The organism is Rhabdobacter roseus (assembly GCF_014202275.1).
GTDB lineage: Bacteria > Bacteroidota > Bacteroidia > Cytophagales > Spirosomataceae > Rhabdobacter > Rhabdobacter roseus.
Map to the genome: position 1 here is coordinate 439,475 of NZ_JACHGF010000002.1, position 18,264 is coordinate 457,738.

Here is an 18,264-nt window from a genome sequence, read left to right on the forward strand (position 1 = left end):
CAAAGAGGAGAGGGGATGTGCAGATGTAATACTGCACATTATCATTATAGGGATTCTGCAAAGCGATTTACCGAAAAAAGAAGTTGGAGATTACTAGCAGGGTAGTAACAAGGCTTATTCCAATCTGTAAGCGCCTCATCCGTTGCTCCGTTGTAGTTGACATATTATCCCGATAAGGCGCTACATAAATTACGTCGCCATTTTTTACATAGAAATAGGGGGAGGCAAATACGTCTTGATTCAGTAAATTAACGGTTCCTATTTCACGAAGTCCGTTTTTATATCGGATGATGGTTAAGCTGTCTCGGCGGGCATTATCGGTCAAATCCCCCGCTATTGACAAGGCTTCAATCAGGGTGGTACGATCGTCCACCAAGCTGAAGATACCCACTCGATTGGCCTCGCCCAAAACCGTAAACTTATGGTTCATGAATCGGATACTAACCGCGGGGTCCTTAAGTACCTTTTCTATGGCTAGACGGATTTTTTCCTCCGCCATTGGAAGCGTCAAGCCCATAACGTACTGTTTACCAATAAATGGCATGGAAATAGTTCCGAGGCTATCCACAGCATAGCCAATCGGTTGACTGCCACCTCCCCCTCCTCCGGCGGTAGTAGCCATGGCTAAAGAGTTGACATTAGAGAAATTGAGGATCTCATTGGACTCCTTGTTGAGACTACTGACGGTAATGGCTAGAAGATCGTCCTGACTAATGCGGGAAACTTCGGGTTTCGAAGTCTCGATGGAGCGAGGGTATATAGGGCTTTTTGTCTGAAAATAGGCAATTCGTTGGGTACTTGGGGTTTTGGAAGTACATGCGCAAGTATACATCAATAGAAAGAGGCTCCCAAGAAGAAAGAGAACCTTACATAGTCTAGAATAAAAATCAGGCATAAATAATAATAAGGTTAAAAACTAGCAATTAGCAACTCAATAAATTCGTTCTATCAATATACTACGATTATACATTAAATCTAAATCGCCGAGTGAGGAGAGCAGCTTGCTTTTGTAAATTAACTTTAAGTATTTTTCAAGGAATTCAAATTGACTAATTGGTCAAATTGAATTCCTTGAAAAATGAAGCTATGGAGATTGCACCTAAAGTTTCAATGAAGAATAACCATTAACTTGAATCGTAAACACTAAGTTTGGCCTATTTGATTAGACCACAACCCTGGATTGTCGTTCAAAAAAAAGGATAGCTAACTTTGGCAATGGATACTATTATCCGAATGAGAGAAGAAAACGCGGAAAAGTAATAGGCAGTCAATAAAGGACTGCAAGACTACTTATTAGTAATGATTTATTTAATCGTAGTTCTAAAAGTAGCAATAAGGATAGTTTAATCTGGTAAATGGTAAAAAGCTCCGCTCTTTCAGTCCCATCTTATTAGGATAAGCCTACTTACTACGCGTCTTTAATATTTACTATTTTAGAGAACGCATAAATATACATATGTATATTTACTTTATACTAATATTAGTATCGTAATTTTGTGTAAAATTTAATATCTTAATGTAACTGGTTGGATTTCAATAAACTAATTTTTAGGCCCAAATACCTTTAGGCCCGGCAGTAAAAAGTTGTTAGACTAACCTATTTTTTCTAGCTTATTTTTCCTCGGGTCGATGGAAATGCATAATCCAATTGAATCAATTTTTACAATCAGTAGCTTTCCATGTTGATCCACCACCTCTCCTTCAAGGTCCATCATGACCCCGGAGTTGATTCGCAAACGATCCGCTACCTTAAGGTCAATCACTTCGATCAAATCATGGTCAAAATTATTTAGCATGTATTTGATCGTATCAATTTCTACTTGTCGCACAATGGCTGGCTTTTTTAGCCAAAACAAGTACCTCACTACCCCGGGGACGCCGAAGGCCAAATGCCTGTCTTTTTCTTCCAATTTGACAAAACAGTACGATCTAAACAGGGGCTCTTCAATAATTTTAATACGATCAGACCATTTTCTTTTCACTTTTCTAAGTGGGCAATACACTTCAATCCCCTTCTGCTGAAGGGAATCAGCAACCATCTTTTCCGATCTAGATCGGGTGTAGAGTACAAACCAAAGCATTTTGTTATGGAGGTGGTGTATAATTATTTTTATCTTTTTTATTTAAATAGCAATATACTACTAAAATAATACTTTCAATGAAAATGATGATAAAATTTATCAAGCGGTATTTTTAAGCTATCATTTCCCCATCAAAAACGCATTCGGTAGTGCTAAGACACAAATGAAGGAGGCCCTCTTACACTTTTGAAGCACGTATCATATTGATTATGAGACGTGAATCTTGTTCTTATCCAAAGAGTTAACAACTCTTATTTCTACTATTCAATATCAAGAATTTATTTTAGCCGAGAGTTTTGCAGTGAAATACCGCTCAATTTTGAGCCATTCGTGGGAAGCCGCAATGGAATTGAGGCAATTCCATTGCGGCAAAAATAATTTCCCAAACTGCCACAAAGTACCCCTCCGCCACGTATCTTTCCATAAAATCCTTTGTTTCAACCTATTCCTACCCTTTATGAGAACGACCCTCCGCACCGCCCTGTGGGGCCTGCTCCTGCCGTGGCTGTTTGCCACCTGCCAATCCGGACCAGGTACCCGTACCGTCAAACTCACCATTCAAAGTACCCCGCAGCTACCGCTCCCCGTAAAGCTCGATACGCTGGATATGATCTCCACGGCGAGTTTAATTCCGACCGAAACGGCGCTAGACTCCGCCGGAAGGATTGTCCTGGAATTGGAGCTACCTCGACCTATGTTTGCAACCCTTGAACTGGGCGAAAGATTTCAGACGCTTTACCTCACGCCCGGCGATGAGCTGACTATTCACTACGACACCACCGGGCACCGGTTCCGCTTTGAGGGTACCTCGGCCATTGCCAACACCTACCTGTATCAAGAAGGCTACCTTTCGCGACAATTGGACGCCGGTATGTATCAGAGAGACATTGATCTTGACACATTTATAGCACGTCTGGATTCGGCCAAAAATATACTAGCCGAATTTCACCAGCACTACCTGGATAGTACAGGGCTGTCAGCCTCACTAGGTACCTTGTTCAAGCAAAGACGAGAACTAGGCTACTTGTGGGATAAACAATGGTTTTTTCGGAGTCATTATTACGCAGAAGACAATCCGGATGTACCCGAAGTTATCGCTAATGTTTGGAGCGAAATTCCTTTTGATTCTACGCTATTACAAACGGCCATGTATTCCTATTCACTCGTATTGGATTATTACCTTGACCTGCACATGTACCCTTCGGTCTATCCTGAAGATGCCAGCGACGCTGAATACGATTCGCTAGAAACGCTATTCCCTTTTTTAGCTTACGAAAAAATAAAGCAAACCCATCCATCGCCCGCTTTTCAAGAATATTTTCAAGCTAAAGTACTCAGCTACTCCTTGCGTATTTATGGCATTACGCCCGTTATCGACTCGTTTTATACCCAGTTTAAGCAAACGTACCCCGCTTCGCGCTTTCGGCCTTCGGTCGAGACCAAGTACCAGCAGTGGGTCGCGCTCTCACCGGGCCAGCCCGCTCCCGACATCCGAGGTATCACGCCCGACGGGAAAGCCTTTTCCCTGCGCGAGCTGCGCGACAAAGTTGTGTACGTAGACGTGTGGGCTACCTGGTGTGGCCCCTGCGTAGAGCAATTCTCCCACGCCAAAAAGGTAAAAAAACAATTTGAAGGCAATGACCAGGTCGCATTTCTGTACGTATCCGTCGATCAAAATACAGAAGCTTGGAAAAAGTACCTGCGCAAAAACCCGGACCTGACGGGCGTCCACATCAACCAAAACCCAGATGCGGAAGGTACTTCTTCAGTCTATGAAGACTACTTGATCAATGGGATTCCCCGTTTCATACTCATCGATCCACAGGGCAAGATCGTCAACGTGAAGGCGGTGGCACCTTCTAACGGAGAATTGGAGAAGGAAATCCGGAAGGTACTTGGGCGGCAGCAGCCGGTGGCCTCATTATAAGACAACAAGTACCCTTGAAGCTACCAAACCCCAAAAGACAACCGCTTGGGTTATTCTTTTGGGGTTTGGTTTTATGGCTAACGGATTGAAGTACCTTAGGCCAATTGCTCGTTTAGCTTGTCTTCCAGAACGGACTTGGGTACCGCACCTACGACTTTATCGACGAGTTGTCCGCCTTTGAAGATCATCAGCGTCGGGATGCTGCGGATACCGAATTTAGCGGGTATCTGGGCGTTCATGTCGACGTCCATTTTGGCTACTACGGCCTTGCCTTCGTATTCGCCGGCCAGTTGTTCTACTACCGGACCGATCATCTTACAAGGTCCGCACCATTCGGCCCAGAAATCAACCAGAACGGGCTTATCCCCTTGGATCAATTCTTCAAAGGTACTATCAGTCACTTCGAGTGCTTTTCCCATGATTTTGTTAAAGCTAATTTTGAATAATGTAGTTACTGATAGGAGAATCAAAAAACCATACCAAAAGTTCCTCACGAATTTCCATTTGGAAAAGCAGGTACCTGTTGGCCCCGGCGGCCCGCGCTAATTGAGCGAAAACCGCACGCCGTCCCAGCCCTGAAAGACGTGCAGCAGCTCGTTGGTAACGGCCACGCGGTACACCCGCGACAGCATCTGTACCTCCAGGCGGGTTTCGGGATCGACCACGGTCATGTTCAGGGCGCAGTTGCCGGGGTATTTTTGGATGGTTTCGCTCAGCGAAGCGATCATCGCTCCGTTGATCTGATCGAGGGGTACCTGTACTTTCAGCTCTTTGCACTTTTTCTCCCGGATTTCGGGCAGCAGCTGAATGTTGATGGGCTTAAACTCAAACTGATCTTCTTGCTTCCAGCGGTTCTGCACCTTGCCCGTTATGTACAGAAAACGCCCCGGCTGGATGTAGTTGCCCAGCCGTACGTACTCATCGCCCCCGAGCAGCATCTCCATGGAGCCGTTGTAATCTTCCATTTTAAAAATCAAAAATGGATTTCCGTTTTTCGATATACGCTCCTGTGCGCTGGTGACAATACCCGCCACGTTGATTTCTTTTCCGAAAGTCATGGGCGACCGCTCGCCTTCGGGAATTTCCATCACTTTGTCGAGGGTACAATTGCAGAAGTTGTCCAGGTCCACCCGGAAGGTATCCAGCGGGTGGCCCGAGATGTAAAAACCAACCACGTCTTTCTCGTAGCGGAGCTTTTCGAGGTCGGTCCAGGGTTCAATACCCGGCGGCTTGGGCTTCACCATGAGGGCGTCGTTGCCCCCAAAGGCTCCAAACAACGACGACTGGGCCGAGACTTTCTCGGCGTGGTAGTTGTTGGCGTACTTGATGAGACGCTCAATAAAATTCGTGTTTTCGCCGGCTTCCGACACAAAGAACTGCGCGCGGTGGTACTCCTCGAAACAGTCGAAGGCCCCGGCGTAGGCCAGGCTTTCCAGGGTTTTCTTGTTGACCGTCCGCAGGTTTACGCGCGTAATGAAGTCGAAAATATCCGTGAAGGGCCCGCCCGCGTTGCGCTCTTCGATGAGCGACTCCACGGCGGCGTCGCCGGTACCTTTGATGCCCCCCAGCCCGAAGCGAATCTCGCCCCGGCTATTGACGTTGAACTGCCGGTCGGACTCGTTGATGTCGGGCCCTAGCACCGGAATGCCAATGCTCTTGCATTCTTCCAGAAAAAAGGTGATTTTCTCGATGGTACCCAGCGAGCTCGTCAATACCGCCGACATGTACTCGGCCCGGTAGTGGGCCTTGAGGTAGGCGGTTTGGTAGGCCACGAAGGCGTAGCAGGTGGAGTGCGATTTGTTAAAGGCGTAAGACGCAAAGGCTTCCCAGTCGGTCCAGATCTTCTCCAGCTTTTTGGCGTTGAGGCCGCGCTCGGTACCGCCCTTCATGAAGTCGCCCTTGAGCTTGTTCAGGGTTTCGATCTGCTTTTTTCCCATGGCCTTCCGCAGCGTATCGGCCTGGCCTTTGGTAAAGCCCGCCAGCTTCTGCGACAGGAGCATCACCTGCTCCTGGTACACCGTAATGCCGTAGGTGTCGGCCAGGTACTCTTCCAGCTCGGGCAGGTCGTAGGTGATTTCTTCCAGGCCGTGCTTACGCCGAATGAAGTTGGGAATGTACGCCAGCGGACCGGGCCGGTAGAGGGCGTTCATGGCGATGAGGTCCTCGAAGCGGTCGGGCTTGAGGTCGCGCATGTACTTTTTCATGCCGTCGGATTCAAACTGGAAAATGGCGTTGGTTTCGCCCCGCTGGAAAAGCTCAAATACCTTCGGATCGTCCAGCGGTATTTCGTCAATTTCAATCACGACGCCGTGGTTTTGCTTAATGAGCCGCAGCGCTTCCTTAATAATGGTGAGGTTGCGCAGCCCCAGAAAGTCCATCTTGATAACGCCCGCGTCCTCGATGATCTTCCCCTGGTACTGCGTGATCAGAAACTCCGATTCCTTCGAGGTACATACGGGGATGGTCTCGGTGAGGTCCGTGGGCGCGATGATGATCCCCGCCGCGTGGATGCCCGTGTTGCGCACGGTACCTTCCAGGCGTTGCGCCTCCTGAAGTACCTTGGCCTGCAGGTCGTTTCCCTTGGCGATGATCCGCATCTTTTTGACGTTCTCAAGCTCCTCGGGCGAGATCCCCTCCTTTTTCATCAAACTACCCTCCCCTTCCAGCGGTGCCGTAAAGATCCGGTTCAGGGTCATGTTGTAGGTAGGTTTGTCGGGCACGAGCTTCACCAGGGCGTTGGCATCAGACAAGTGCAAATCCATAACCCGCGCTACGTCCTTGATCGACGACTTGGCGGCCATGGTACCGTAGGTCACGATCTGCGCCACCTGGTTGTAGCCGTACTTCTTCACCACGTAGTCGATCACCTTCTGGCGGCCTTCGTCGTCGAAGTCCGTGTCAATATCGGGCATCGAGATCCGGTCGGGATTCAGGAAACGCTCAAAGAGCAGGTCGTACTTGATGGGGTCGATGTTGGTCACGCCGATGCAGTAAGCCACCGCCGAGCCCGCCGCCGAGCCCCGGCCCGGCCCGATGAACACGCCCAGCTCGCGCCCGGCTTTGATAAAATCGGCCACGATGAGGAAGTACCCCGGGAAACCCATGTTTTTGATGATACCCAGCTCGAAATTGAGGCGGTCTTCTACCTCGGGCGTGATTTCCTTGTACTTCTGGCGGGCTCCCTCGAAGGTCCAGTGCTTGAGGTACTCCCACTGGTTGAGCACATCGGGCGTGAGCTCTTTCAATTTGCCGTTGAAGTCGATCATCTGGGCCACCTGGTGGATCTGGAACTCCTTGGGTATCGGGAAGTTGGGCAACATGATGTCGCGCTTAAGCTCCAGCCGGTCTATCTTGTCGACGATTTCCTGGGTGTTGTCCAGCGACTCAGGAATGTCGCTGAACGTTTTCAGCATTTCGTCCTTGGTCTTAAAAAAGAATTCATCGTTAAAAAACGCAAAGCGATTGCCTTTGGGAATTCCGTTTTCGTCGTCGAATTCCTTGGCCGAAGGGGTGGATTGTTTGTCGCCGGTATTGATACACAGCAAAATATCGTGAGCGTTGGAGTCGTCACGGTCAACGTAGTGGCTGTCGTTGGAGCAGATCACTTTCACGTTGTGCTTACGGGCGTACTTCAGAAGTACCTCGTTGACGATGGCCTGCTCGCGAATACCGTGCCGCTGCAACTCCACGTAGTAGTCGTCGCCAAAGAGATCCAGCCACCACTTAAACTCCCGCTCGCCCTCTTCTTCGCCCTTCTTAATGATGGTCCTAGGTACCTGGGCCCCGATGCAGCAGGTAGTAGCGATGAGGCCCTTGTGGTACTTCACGAGCAGTTCTTTGTCGATCCGGGGGTACTTGCCGTACATGCCTTCCATGAAGCCCAGCGAGCAGAGCTTCACCAGGTTTTTGTAGCCTTCGGCGTTCTTGGCGAGCAGCAGCTGGTGAAAGCGCACGTCCTTTTGTTCCTTGGTAAATTGCCGCTTGTGGCGGTCTTCTACCACGTAAAACTCGCAGCCCACGACGGGCTTGATGCCCTGCTTGTTTCCTTCGGCCACAAACTCAAATACCCCGAACATGTTACCGTGGTCGGTGATGGCCACGGCGGGCATGTTGTCCGCTTTGGCTTTCTTGAATAGCTTCTTAATATCGGCGGCGCCGTCGAGCAGCGAAAACTGCGTGTGGCAGTGCAAATGGGAAAATTGCATGTACTTTAATAAAGAATTTTGTATAAAATCGTGTTCCGCACCATCAGGGCCAAGCGTACCTTCCGCTCAGGGTACTTGGGGTAAAGTACCTTTTAGGTGGCTTCCTCTTCCGTTTCTTCGAAGAATATATAGTTCAGAAAATCGCAGAAGGGCTTTACCAAGGCCACTCCTTCCAGAATGCTGGCCGCAAAGGTCGGTGAAAGTACCTCTTTGTCCGTAAAGCGATGCATAAAAAACAATTGCTTGCGCCGGAGTAGTTCAATCTCGGGGTGATCTTTCGCGTAGCCTTTGGGGGCGGTTTTGGTACTTTCGCCCCAAATCTCGGGGTAGTAGGCGCGGAAGCGCGGCTCGTGGATGATTTTTTTCAGCTCGGCGGCGTTATAGTCGATCTCCTGGCGGTACTTGGCCAGCTGCGCGGGCGTGGCGCTCCACATGCCCGCGCCCAAAAACGACTCTCCGCCGGGCTGCAGCTGCAGGTAGTAGTCGATCCGGCCCGAATGCCGACCACCCGGCCCGATGGCCGCGCTCAGCCAGCTTTTGTAGGGCTTTTTGTCCTTGGAAAAACGTACGTCGCGGTTGATCCGGAAAATACAATCTTTCACCTGTGTGTTGCCCAGCTCTTGCAGGGTACCTACGTCCCGGAGCAGTACTTCAATCAGTTTTTCGAGATCTTGCTTGGCGGCTTCGTAGCGTTTGCGGTTGGCCTGGAACCATTCGCGGTTGTTATTTTCCCGGAGTTCCTCCAGAAAGGCCAGCGTGGGGGGGTGAATCATGTCAAATAAAGGTACTTTGCGCTTAATAATAAGAGAGCGTGTTTCGAATATTGGATCAATTTAGCGAATTTTGCGCGCTCAATCATCATCCCAACGCAGTAAAATCTTTTCTTCATGGCAAGAATTCTGACCGGAATTCAAAGCAGCGGCCGGCCCCACCTGGGTAACATCCTGGGTGCCATCCAGCCCGCTATCGAACTCTCCCGGGAGCCTCAGAACGAATCGTTCTTTTTCATTGCTGATCTTCACTCGCTGATTTCCATCAAAAACAGGGCGGAGCGCGACGAGTACGTCCGGGCCATTGCGGCTACCTGGCTTGCCTTCGGCTTCGACACCGACCGCCACGTGTTCTGGCGGCAGTCGCGCGTGCAGGAGCACACCGAGCTGGCCTGGTACCTCAACTGCTTCACGCCCTACCCCATGCTGGCCAACGCGCATTCGTTCAAGGACAAGTCGGAGCGGCTGGCCGATGTCAACGCCGGGCTGTTTACCTACCCGGTACTTCAGGCGGCGGATATTGTACTCTACGACGCCCAGATCGTGCCCGTGGGGAAGGACCAAAAGCAGCACCTGGAGATGTCACGCGATATTGCTACGGCGCTGAACACCCAGGCCGGCCAGCCGGTACTGGTACTTCCCGAAGCCCGTATCGACGAGCGCCTGATGGTGATTCCGGGCATCGATGGCCAGAAAATGAGCAAGTCGTACCACAACTACATCGACATTTTTGTGCCCGAAAAAGAGCTACGCAAAACGATCATGAAGATCGTGACCGACTCCACGCCCCTGGAAGAGCCCAAGAATCCCGACACGGATATTACCTTCCAGCTGTATTCGTTGCTGGGTACTTCGGAGCAAGTGGAGCTCATGCGCACCAGTTACCTGGCTGGTGGCTACGGCTACGGCCACGCCAAGCAAGCGCTCTTTGAGCTCATCCTGGAAAAATTTGCCGAGCCGCGCCGCATTTTTAACTACTACCTGGAAAACCAGGCCGAGTTGGAACAAAAACTGCTGGAGGGCGAAGCCAAAGCCCGGCAGGTAGCCCGCCAAACCATTAGCCGGGTGCGGCAAGCCCTGGGCTTTGGGTCATGAGCTTTGGCTGGGAAACATTTACGGAACTCGACCGGCAGCTTTTTGTAATCCTGAACGGCTGGCACGCCCCTTGGGCAGATGTGCTCATGAATACGATTACGTTTAAGTACACCTGGGTACCCTTGTATGTGATCCTGATCGGGCTGGCGGTGCGTCGGCACCGGGCGCGGGCCTATCCCATGCTGCTTACCGCCATCCTGGCGGTGGGCCTGGCCGACTGGCTGGCTTCGGGACTACTGAAACCCTGGGTAGCCCGCCCGCGTCCCTGCCACGACCCGGCTTTGGCCGGCCTCCTCCACCTGGTGGATGGCTGCGGTGGTCCGTTTGGATTTGTGTCGTCGCACGCGTCTACCTCTTTTGCACTCGCGCTGGTGCTGAGCCAGCTGTTGAAAAGTACCCTGCCCGGCATCCCGTGGCTCTACGCCTGGGCGGTGCTGTATTCGTACAGCCGCATCTACGTGGGGGTACACTTGCCCGGCGACATCCTGGGCGGAGCCCTCGTGGGGCTACTGTCAGGTACCTTGCTGCTGCTGCTCTACAAAATGTTTTATAGGAAAAAGTACGGTAATATATTATAATTCACTATTTTTGCGCAAATTTTCCGCTATTCATGGGTTCCTTTAACACAGTTAAAATATTCTCCGGTAGTCAGTCTGAATACTTAGCCAAAGACATTGCCCGCTTCTTTGGGAAAGATCTGGGAGGGTACACCTTACGGAAGTTCAGTGATGGAGAACTTTCTCCTAGTTTTGAGGAATCGGTCCGGGGTTGTGACGTTTTTTTAATTCAGTCTACGTTTCCTCCCGCCGATAATTTGCTGGAGCTCCTGCTGATGGTGGACGCCGCCCGCCGGGCCTCGGCGCACTACGTTACGGTGGTTATTCCTTATTTCGGCTTTGCCCGGCAAGACCGTAAAGACAAGCCCCGCGTGGCCATTGCGGCCAAGCTGGTGGCCAATTTGCTTTCGGCCTCGGGGGTGGATCGCCTCATGACCATCGACCTGCACGCGGGTCAGATCCAGGGCTTTTTTGATTTTCCGGTGGATCACCTGGAAGGTACCACGGTTTTTGTGCCCTACATCAAATCACTGAAGCTGGAGAATTTATTGATTGCTTCGCCGGACGTTGGCGGGGCCGCCCGCGCCCGGAACTTCGCCAAGTTCCTCAACGTTGACATGGTTCTGTGCGATAAGCACCGCAAGCGGGCCAACGAGATCGCCTCCATGCAGGTGATCGGAGACGTGGAAGGAGCGGACGTGGTACTGGTTGATGACCTGATCGACACGGGAGGTACCATCTGCAAAGCCGCCGAAATTATTCTGGACAAGGGGGCCCGAACGGTACGGGCTATTTGTACGCATCCGGTGATGTCGGGCAAAGCCCACGACAACATTGCCAACTCCGTGCTGGAGGAACTCATCGTGACCGATACCATTCCTTTGCAACGTGAGAATCCCAAAATTAAGGTACTTTCGGTGGCGGAGCTTTTCGCCAAAGCCATCGGACGTATCCGCGACCACGAGTCTATTAGCTCTCTTTTTATAAATAATCAGTAGTTTTTAATTTTTTTTAACTTTATTTAGTGCAATTATGAAAAAACATGAGATTGTAGGGTATCAAAGAGCGAATCTCGGCAAGTCGGAAGCCCAGAGCCTGCGCGCTCAAGGCTACGTTCCGTCGGTTCTGTATGGTGGTGAGCAGCAAGTTCATTTCTACGCTCCGGCCATGCTGTTCCGTGAATTGCTTTATACGCCGGATGTATTTGAGGTAACGCTCAACATTGAAGGTGATCTTTATCAGGCTATTTTGCAGGAAACGCAGTTCCATCCGGTTAATGATATGCTGTTGCACGCCGACTTCCTGGCCATCCGGGAAGGCAGCGAAATCAAGGTAGATGTACCCGTTAAATTGGTAGGTACTTCAACCGGTGTAATTAAAGGTGGGAAACTTAACCAAAAATTACGTAAATTGCGGGTGAAGGGTTTGGCGAAGAACATTCCTGACTATATTGAAGTTAACGTAACGGATTTGGATCTGGGTAAATCGGTTAAAGTGGGAGCCATCAAAGCTGAAGGTTATACCATCCTAAGCCCTACCAGCAACCCCGTTGCTTCCGTCGATATCCCCCGCGCACTGCGTGGCCAAATGGGCAAGTAATAAAAAATTTTTCATGGCTAATAGATGCAAACGTGCCGACCTCTGGTCGGCATTTTTGTTTTACTCCTGGTACGGTTTTGATGCAAAAGCCCTTATTCCTTTTTACGTATATATTCCCAAATAAGCTCAAAAACTACCTATTCCATGATTCGCGAAAAACTGGATTTACACGGTAAAACGGCCTTGGTCACGGGTTCGAGCCAGGGCATTGGCCGGGCCATAGCGCTGGCCCTGGCCGAATTTGGGGCCGATGTGATTGTGCATCACCACCAGAGCCCGGCCGAGGCCAAAGAAGTACTGGCAGCGGCTAAAAAACTAGGGGCCCAAGGCTTTGCCGTAGGAGCCGACCTGGGCAAGAAAGGCGCAGCCCGGCGGCTGTTTCAGGAGGTACATAAGAAAACCAGGCAGGTAGATATTTTGGTACTTAATGCCTCCGTACAAGTACCTGCGCTCTGGCAGGACGTGACCGACGAGCAGACCGACCAGCAGCTACACGTGAACGTAAAATCATCGTTGCAGCTCATGCAGGCCTTTGCCCCCCCTATGGTCGAGCGCGGCTGGGGACGCATCCTGACCCTGGGAAGTACCCAGCAACTGAAGCCCCACCCGGCTATGGTGGTGTACGCCGCTACCAAGTCGGCCGTGGAAAACATGGTCAAAAACATGGCCATGCAATTAGCTAACCAGGGCGTGACCGTCAATAACCTGGCACCGGGTGTCATCGACACGCCCCGGATCGACGAGCCAGTTCCTGAAATAGACGAGCGCATTGCCCAGCGAATGAGCATTCCCGAGGGAAACCCGGCTCAGCCGGAAGAATGCGCCGGGCTGGCGCTGTTTCTCTGCTCTGACGCCGGTCGTTACGTGACCGGGCAAACCATATACGTCGACGGTGGCATGAGCCTTTAACTACCCGCTTTTTTCTGAGCTTCAACCGCAGGAAGGTACTTTATACCCTTCCTGTTTTTTTATGCCCAGTGGCATTTACCATACGGCGGTGAGCTCCTCATTCTTCTTTGATGAATGATATATTAAAGTTTTTTGATCCAAAATGTGATTTTTATTATTCCAACATAATGTTTAACTAATACAATTTTACCATATACTTCCTCCCCATTGACATAGCGCTATCTTACTGACTACCAGTTACTAAAAATATTTTAAATTTTCCAAATTTCACCATTAGAACTACAAGGACAATCCCTTATGGATGTAATTCACTTAATCTTCCTATGATATGAAAAAAAGACGTTTACAAACTGGTCTGGGGGTGTTGCTCATGCTTCTCCTCTGGACAAATGGCTGGGCCCAAACTTCGCGCCTGACGGGCCGGGTCTTGAGTAGTAAGGACAATCAACCTTTGCCCGGGGTATCGATCCTGATCAAGGGTACTACTACCGGTACCACCTCCGATGCTAACGGCGAGTATGCCCTGAATGTACCCGCCTCGGGCGTGCTGGTGGTGAGTTTTATTGGTTACCAGGGCCAGGAGGTACCCATCAACAACCGCTCGGTGCTGGACATTACGCTGCTAGAGGGCGCCACCAGCCTGGAGGAGGTCGTGGTGACGGCCCTGGGCATTCGAAAAGAGTCCAAAAAGCTGGGCTACGCCACCGCGACCGTGGCTCCGGAGCAAATCACGGTGAACCGCACAGCCAACTTCATGAACGCCTTGCAGGGAAAGATTGCCGGCGTGAACATCAGCAGCCTGGGTACCGGTCCGGGAGGTACTTCCAAGGTACGTATCCGGGGCCAATCGTCGTTCTCCGGGCAAAACTCCCCGCTTATCGTCGTGAACGGGGTACCTATTGATAATACCAACTTTGGTACCAAGCCCGGCAATGCCTCTTCCGACAATTCCGTAGGAACGAGAGGCGGCGGAAATACTTCCGATGGCGGCGATGGTCTCAGTAGCATTAACCCGGACGACATCGAGAGTATGACCGTGTTGAAAGGGGCCACGGCCGCGGCGCTCTACGGCTCCCGAGCCAAGGATGGCGTCATCATGATCACCACTAAAACCCGGGGTGAGGGGCGCGGTATCGGTGTTTCGTACAATTCCAATTTTACGGTAGATACCCCCCTGGACTTCACCGACTACCAGTACGAGTACGGCCAGGGTGAGAGCGGCGTGCGCCCCACGGCCCCCAACCCTACCTCGGGGCAGTGGTCGTTTGGCGAGCGTTTCCAGCCGGGGATGACGCAGGTACTTTTCGACGGTGTGACCCTTCCCTACGAACCGGTCTATAACCGCATTCGCTCTTTTTTCCGGAACGGCACCAACTTTACCAATACCATTTCGTTGTCGTCAGCAACGGAAAAAGGCGGTTTCAACCTGTCCCTCGCCAACATGGACAACCGGGGAATTATTTCGAATAATACCTTCAACCGGAAAACCATCAACCTGGGCTTTGGCTACGATCTTTCGACCAAACTAAAAGTGACGGGCAACATCAACTACTCCAACGAGTACAACAAGAATCCGCCCGTGATCGCTGACCAAGATAACTCCATTCCAACGAGTATCTACAACCTCGCCAACTCCATGCCGCTCAGCCTGCTCGAGGAGAAAAAAGTAGATGCCAATGGGGATGAGTTTGTGTACTCGCGCTTCCGCAACCGGACCAACCCTTACTTCACCCTATCCAAGCAATTTCAGAATATCCGCCGCGATCGCCTCTTCGGCAACCTGGCCCTGCGGTACAACGTGCTGCCCTGGCTGTACGTTCAGGGGCGCGTGGGCCAGGATTATTGGTCGCGCGATCAGGACTACAACAACTTCCCCACCGGCCATGCCTCGCGCCCACCCGCACCAGAGGGCTTCGTGAACGGGATGTACACCCAGGAGGCCCGTCGTTTTCGGGAGATCAATGCCGACTTTCTGGTCGGGGCCAATCGGCAATTTGGCGACTTTGGCTTTGACCTCACCCTCGGGGGTAACCACATGTACCGGCGCTCTGACCTCAACAGCGTGCAGGTGACCGACTTCGTGGTGCGGGATTTGTATACGGTCATGAATGGCCGGGTCAAAGACCCCATCTACGAGCTTTCCGAACGCTCCGTCAACTCCATCTACGGGGCCGCCGAGCTTTCCTTCAGGGACTTCCTGTACCTGAATGTAACGACCCGCAACGACTGGTTTTCGACCCTTTCTGCCGCCAACCGAAGCATTCTGTACCCTTCCGTATCGGGTAGTTTTGTGTTCTCTCAGGCCTTCGGTCAACTACCCAACTGGCTCAATTTTGGTAAAATACGGGTAGCCTACGCCGAGGTGGGGAGCGATACCGACGTTTCGCCCTACTCCAACAGCCTTTTTTACGGCATTTCGGCCAACCTTTTTCCCGGACCGACGGGAGCCTTACAACCCGTGGGTGTCATCAACGGCAATACGGTGCCTAACGCCAACCTGCGTCCGATGAGCACCGCCGAAACGGAAGTAGGTTTTGAATTAAAATTGTTTGACAACCGGGTGGGGATTGACTTTGCCGCCTACCAGAAAATCACGCAGGACCAGATCGTTTCGGCCCAGATTTCCGATGGCTCGGGTTTTACGAATACCCTCATCAACAGCGGGCGGGGCCGTAACCGGGGACTCGAACTGCTGCTCAATCTGGTGCCACTGCGTACCGATCAGTTTCAGTGGGAGATCAACCTGAATGGCTCCTACAACCAAACCAAGGTACTTAGCTTGCTCACGGATAACCCCGGTGAGCGCATTACCGTCGGGACGCACGTTTTCAACGGCGAGCTTCGCCAAGTGGTGGGTGAACCCATGGCCCAGTTGTACGGATTTGGGTACCGTCTGGACAACCAAGGCCGCCGGATATACGGAGCCAACGGCATTCCGCTCCGTACGCCGGATATGATCCCCTTTGGCTCCGCGATCCCAGTCTGGGTAGGTGGGATTACGAACACCTTCAATTACAAAGGCATCAACCTTTCCTTCCTGGTTGATTTCAAATTGGGTAACAAAATGATTTCGGGTACCAACTTCAACGCCGTGCGCCACGGCCTACATAAAATGACCCTGGAAGGCCGCGAGGGCGGCGTAGTGGGCGTGGGCGTGAACGAGCAGGGCGAAGTCAACACCGCGCGTGCTCCCGTGCAGGCGTACTGGGAGGTTGTTCGCTCGCTCGCGCTGGTGGAGCCCATCGTGTATAACGCGGGCTTCTGGAAATTACGCCAAATTACGGCGGGCTACGACGTTAGTCGGCTACTTCCCGCCAATTCCCCCATCAAGGGAGCTCGTGTAAGCTTTGTGGCCAACAACGTGTTCCTCCTGAAAAAATGGGTACCTAACATCGACCCCGAATCCTTCGGCTATGCGTCTGACAACATTAGTGGCCTGGAAGCGACCGGCTTACCCACCACGCGTTCCATGGGTTTTAATCTCAACCTGAAATTTTAAGCAGCCATTCTTATGAAAAAAATATTCATTCTACTAACAGGAATCCTCCTTACGGGGTTGATTAGTTCCTGCGACAAAGGTTACGACGAGCTCAATACCAACAAAATAGCCGTCACCACACTCAATCCCGCTTTCCTGCTCAACGACGCTATTATCCAAGCCTCCTTTCCGGCCGGTACTATGGTGTACGAAATGGGGATCGTGCAACATCTGGTCACTCCTAACTCGGGGGTACTGGCGGGCGCAAACTTCAATCAGGACAACCGAAGTGTAACGCAGGAGATTTGGCAAAGGTACTTCCGGACCGTAGTGCGTAACACCGCAGCCATCATCGAAGCCACGGCCAATGACCCGTCTCGCAGCAACCTGTTGCAGATGGCCCGCATCTGGCGGGCTCATGCCTTCATGGTACTGACCGACACCTACGGCGATGTACCCTACACCGATGCCGGAAAAGGGTTTATTGACCAGGTTGTTTCGCCCCGGTACGATGCCCAGGAGGTAATTTATAAGGATATTATCAAGGAGCTGACGGAGGCCTCGGCCGCGCTGGATGCCGCCAAAACGCGCGAGAACACCGACGTGCTCTATGGTGGAGACGTGGTAAAATGGCAACGACTGGGCTACTCCTTACTGCTTCGGGCGGGTATGCGCCTAACAAAGATAGATCCAGGACTAGCCCAGCAGACCGCGCAACGGGCTTTTCAGGGCGGACTGATGCAAGCCAACGCCGACAACGCCGTGGTGCGCCACAACGCCAACTACGTGAATGGCCTGGGCAATACGCTCAACGCCACCGAGGCCAACAATATTTACCTATCGGCCCCTTTCGTGAATCATCTTAAGAATACCAACGACCCGCGGCTGCGCTCCATTGCGGTGCGCTACGTGGGAGCCAGCTCGGGCCCGCAGCAGGTAGCGGCCCGTGCAAACACCGATCCGGCTGTACAAATCGGGATGCCACTGGGTTACGATAACGGTAGCATCAGTGGTCCTGTACAAGCCAGTGGCCTGGCCAGTTTTTATGACTATAGCCAGCTGGACCGGACACGCCTTGCCAAGCTCCAAAGCCCGATGTTCCTGGTTACCTACGCCCAGACGCAGCTTCTACTGGCCGAAGCCGTGCATCGGGGATGGATACAGGGATCGGCGGCTACCTCGTATGCCAACGGCATCCGGGCGCATATGGAGCAGATGGCCCTCTACGATGCCAACAGCGCCATCGGCAGTGCGGCCATCGAAGCCTATGTAGCCGCCAACCCGCTCGACGCCAGCAAAGCATTGGAACAGATAAATACGCAGTATTGGATTGCGTCGCTCATGAATGGCCCCGAAACTTTTGCCAACTTCCGGCGCAGTGGCTATCCGGCCCTGACGCCCAATCCTTTTCCCGGCAAGGCCATCAAGGGCGCCTTTATTCGTCGACTCACCTACCCCAACTCGGAACTGTCGGTCAACAAGGCTAACTTCGACGAAGCCGTAGCCCGCATGGGAGCCGACGACCTCGACACCCGCGTGTGGTGGGATCGTCCCTGAGACCAGGTTGCATTTATTCACTAAAAAAAATCCCCACGACGACTCGTGGGGATTTTTTTAGTGAAGTATAGTTTCTTTCCTGAACG

At 51.8% G+C, this 18,264-nt stretch carries 13 protein-coding genes; 8 read left to right on the forward strand and 5 right to left on the reverse strand.

Annotated features, from left to right (window positions below; all coding sequences use genetic code 11):
* Positions 1-67 precede the first annotated feature (67 nt).
* Together HNQ92_RS06900 and HNQ92_RS06905 are read right to left on the reverse strand one after the other, a co-directional pair.
* Positions 68-895 (reverse strand): polysaccharide biosynthesis/export family protein, encoded by an 828-nt coding sequence (locus tag HNQ92_RS06900; RefSeq protein WP_184172527.1) that lies wholly within the window; start codon positions 893-895, stop codon positions 68-70.
* 697 nt (positions 896-1,592) lie between these two features.
* Positions 1,593-2,081 carry a UpxY family transcription antiterminator gene (locus HNQ92_RS06905; RefSeq protein WP_184172529.1) on the reverse strand — a complete coding sequence of 163 codons (489 nt, stop codon included), beginning with the start codon at positions 2,079-2,081 and terminating at the stop codon, positions 1,593-1,595.
* Between the two features lie 457 nt (positions 2,082-2,538).
* On the opposite strand from HNQ92_RS06905, the gene HNQ92_RS06910 reads away from it, so the two are divergent.
* On the forward strand, positions 2,539-4,008 hold the full coding sequence (locus HNQ92_RS06910) for a TlpA family protein disulfide reductase (RefSeq protein ID WP_184172531.1): 1,470 nt from the start codon (positions 2,539-2,541) through the stop codon (positions 4,006-4,008).
* Between the two features lie 95 nt (positions 4,009-4,103).
* Here the strand turns inward: HNQ92_RS06910 and trxA are convergent, their stop codons facing one another.
* The 3 genes from trxA to HNQ92_RS06925 all read right to left on the reverse strand — a co-directional run bounded on the left by trxA (position 4,104) and on the right by HNQ92_RS06925 (position 8,986).
* Positions 4,104-4,427 (reverse strand): thioredoxin, encoded by a 324-nt coding sequence (trxA, locus tag HNQ92_RS06915; RefSeq protein ID WP_184172533.1) that lies wholly within the window; start codon positions 4,425-4,427, stop codon positions 4,104-4,106.
* A gap of 123 nt (positions 4,428-4,550) precedes the next feature.
* A complete protein-coding gene (gene dnaE, locus HNQ92_RS06920; protein ID WP_184172535.1) occupies positions 4,551-8,213 on the reverse strand; it encodes a DNA polymerase III subunit alpha in 3,663 nt (1,220 codons plus the stop codon).
* Between the two features lie 92 nt (positions 8,214-8,305).
* Complete coding sequence (locus HNQ92_RS06925; RefSeq protein ID WP_184172537.1) at positions 8,306-8,986, reverse strand: DUF2461 domain-containing protein; 681 nt, start codon at positions 8,984-8,986, stop codon at positions 8,306-8,308.
* 114 nt (positions 8,987-9,100) lie between these two features.
* Here HNQ92_RS06925 and trpS point away from each other — a divergent pair, with 114 nt between their 5' ends.
* From trpS to HNQ92_RS06960, 7 genes are all read left to right on the forward strand, one after another.
* On the forward strand, positions 9,101-10,078 hold the full coding sequence (gene trpS, locus HNQ92_RS06930) for a tryptophan--tRNA ligase (RefSeq protein ID WP_184172539.1): 978 nt from the start codon (positions 9,101-9,103) through the stop codon (positions 10,076-10,078).
* Positions 10,075-10,656 (forward strand): phosphatase PAP2 family protein, encoded by a 582-nt coding sequence (locus HNQ92_RS06935; protein ID WP_184172541.1) that lies wholly within the window; start codon positions 10,075-10,077, stop codon positions 10,654-10,656. The genes trpS and HNQ92_RS06935 overlap by 4 nt, the downstream gene beginning before the upstream one ends.
* Positions 10,657-10,688: 32 nt before the next feature.
* A complete protein-coding gene (locus HNQ92_RS06940) occupies positions 10,689-11,633 on the forward strand; it encodes a ribose-phosphate pyrophosphokinase (RefSeq protein ID WP_184172543.1) in 945 nt (314 codons plus the stop codon).
* A 34-nt stretch (positions 11,634-11,667) separates the two neighbouring features.
* Positions 11,668-12,234: a 50S ribosomal protein L25/general stress protein Ctc gene (locus HNQ92_RS06945; protein ID WP_184172545.1), complete on the forward strand. Its 567-nt coding sequence runs from the start codon at positions 11,668-11,670 to the stop codon at positions 12,232-12,234.
* Between the two features lie 144 nt (positions 12,235-12,378).
* Positions 12,379-13,143 (forward strand): SDR family NAD(P)-dependent oxidoreductase, encoded by a 765-nt coding sequence (locus HNQ92_RS06950; protein WP_184172547.1) that lies wholly within the window; start codon positions 12,379-12,381, stop codon positions 13,141-13,143.
* A gap of 328 nt (positions 13,144-13,471) precedes the next feature.
* Positions 13,472-16,642, forward strand: coding sequence for a SusC/RagA family TonB-linked outer membrane protein (locus HNQ92_RS06955; protein WP_184172549.1), 3,171 nt, complete (start codon positions 13,472-13,474; stop codon positions 16,640-16,642).
* Between the two features lie 12 nt (positions 16,643-16,654).
* Positions 16,655-18,178, forward strand: a complete 1,524-nt coding sequence (locus HNQ92_RS06960; protein WP_184172552.1) for a SusD/RagB family nutrient-binding outer membrane lipoprotein — start codon at positions 16,655-16,657, stop codon at positions 18,176-18,178.
* Positions 18,179-18,264 lie beyond the last annotated feature (86 nt).

Bases quoted from the DNA above. Each gene is read 5' to 3' on its own strand.
- HNQ92_RS06945 (WP_184172545.1), top strand. From the start codon at position 11,668: ATGAAAAAACATGAGATTGTAGGGTATCAAAGAGCGAATCTCGGCAAG.
- HNQ92_RS06960 (WP_184172552.1), top strand. From the start codon at position 16,655: ATGAAAAAAATATTCATTCTACTAACAGGAATCCTCCTTACGGGGTTG.
- HNQ92_RS06925 (WP_184172537.1), bottom strand. From the start codon at position 8,986: ATGATTCACCCCCCCACGCTGGCCTTTCTGGAGGAACTCCGGGAAAAT.
- HNQ92_RS06950 (WP_184172547.1), top strand. From the start codon at position 12,379: ATGATTCGCGAAAAACTGGATTTACACGGTAAAACGGCCTTGGTCACG.
- HNQ92_RS06955 (WP_184172549.1), top strand. From the start codon at position 13,472: ATGAAAAAAAGACGTTTACAAACTGGTCTGGGGGTGTTGCTCATGCTT.
- HNQ92_RS06900 (WP_184172527.1), bottom strand. From the start codon at position 895: ATGCCTGATTTTTATTCTAGACTATGTAAGGTTCTCTTTCTTCTTGGG.
- dnaE (WP_184172535.1), bottom strand. From the start codon at position 8,213: ATGCAATTTTCCCATTTGCACTGCCACACGCAGTTTTCGCTGCTCGAC.
- HNQ92_RS06905 (WP_184172529.1), bottom strand. From the start codon at position 2,081: ATGCTTTGGTTTGTACTCTACACCCGATCTAGATCGGAAAAGATGGTT.
- trxA (WP_184172533.1), bottom strand. From the start codon at position 4,427: ATGGGAAAAGCACTCGAAGTGACTGATAGTACCTTTGAAGAATTGATC.
- HNQ92_RS06935 (WP_184172541.1), top strand. From the start codon at position 10,075: ATGAGCTTTGGCTGGGAAACATTTACGGAACTCGACCGGCAGCTTTTT.
- HNQ92_RS06940 (WP_184172543.1), top strand. From the start codon at position 10,689: ATGGGTTCCTTTAACACAGTTAAAATATTCTCCGGTAGTCAGTCTGAA.
- HNQ92_RS06910 (WP_184172531.1), top strand. From the start codon at position 2,539: ATGAGAACGACCCTCCGCACCGCCCTGTGGGGCCTGCTCCTGCCGTGG.
- trpS (WP_184172539.1), top strand. From the start codon at position 9,101: ATGGCAAGAATTCTGACCGGAATTCAAAGCAGCGGCCGGCCCCACCTG.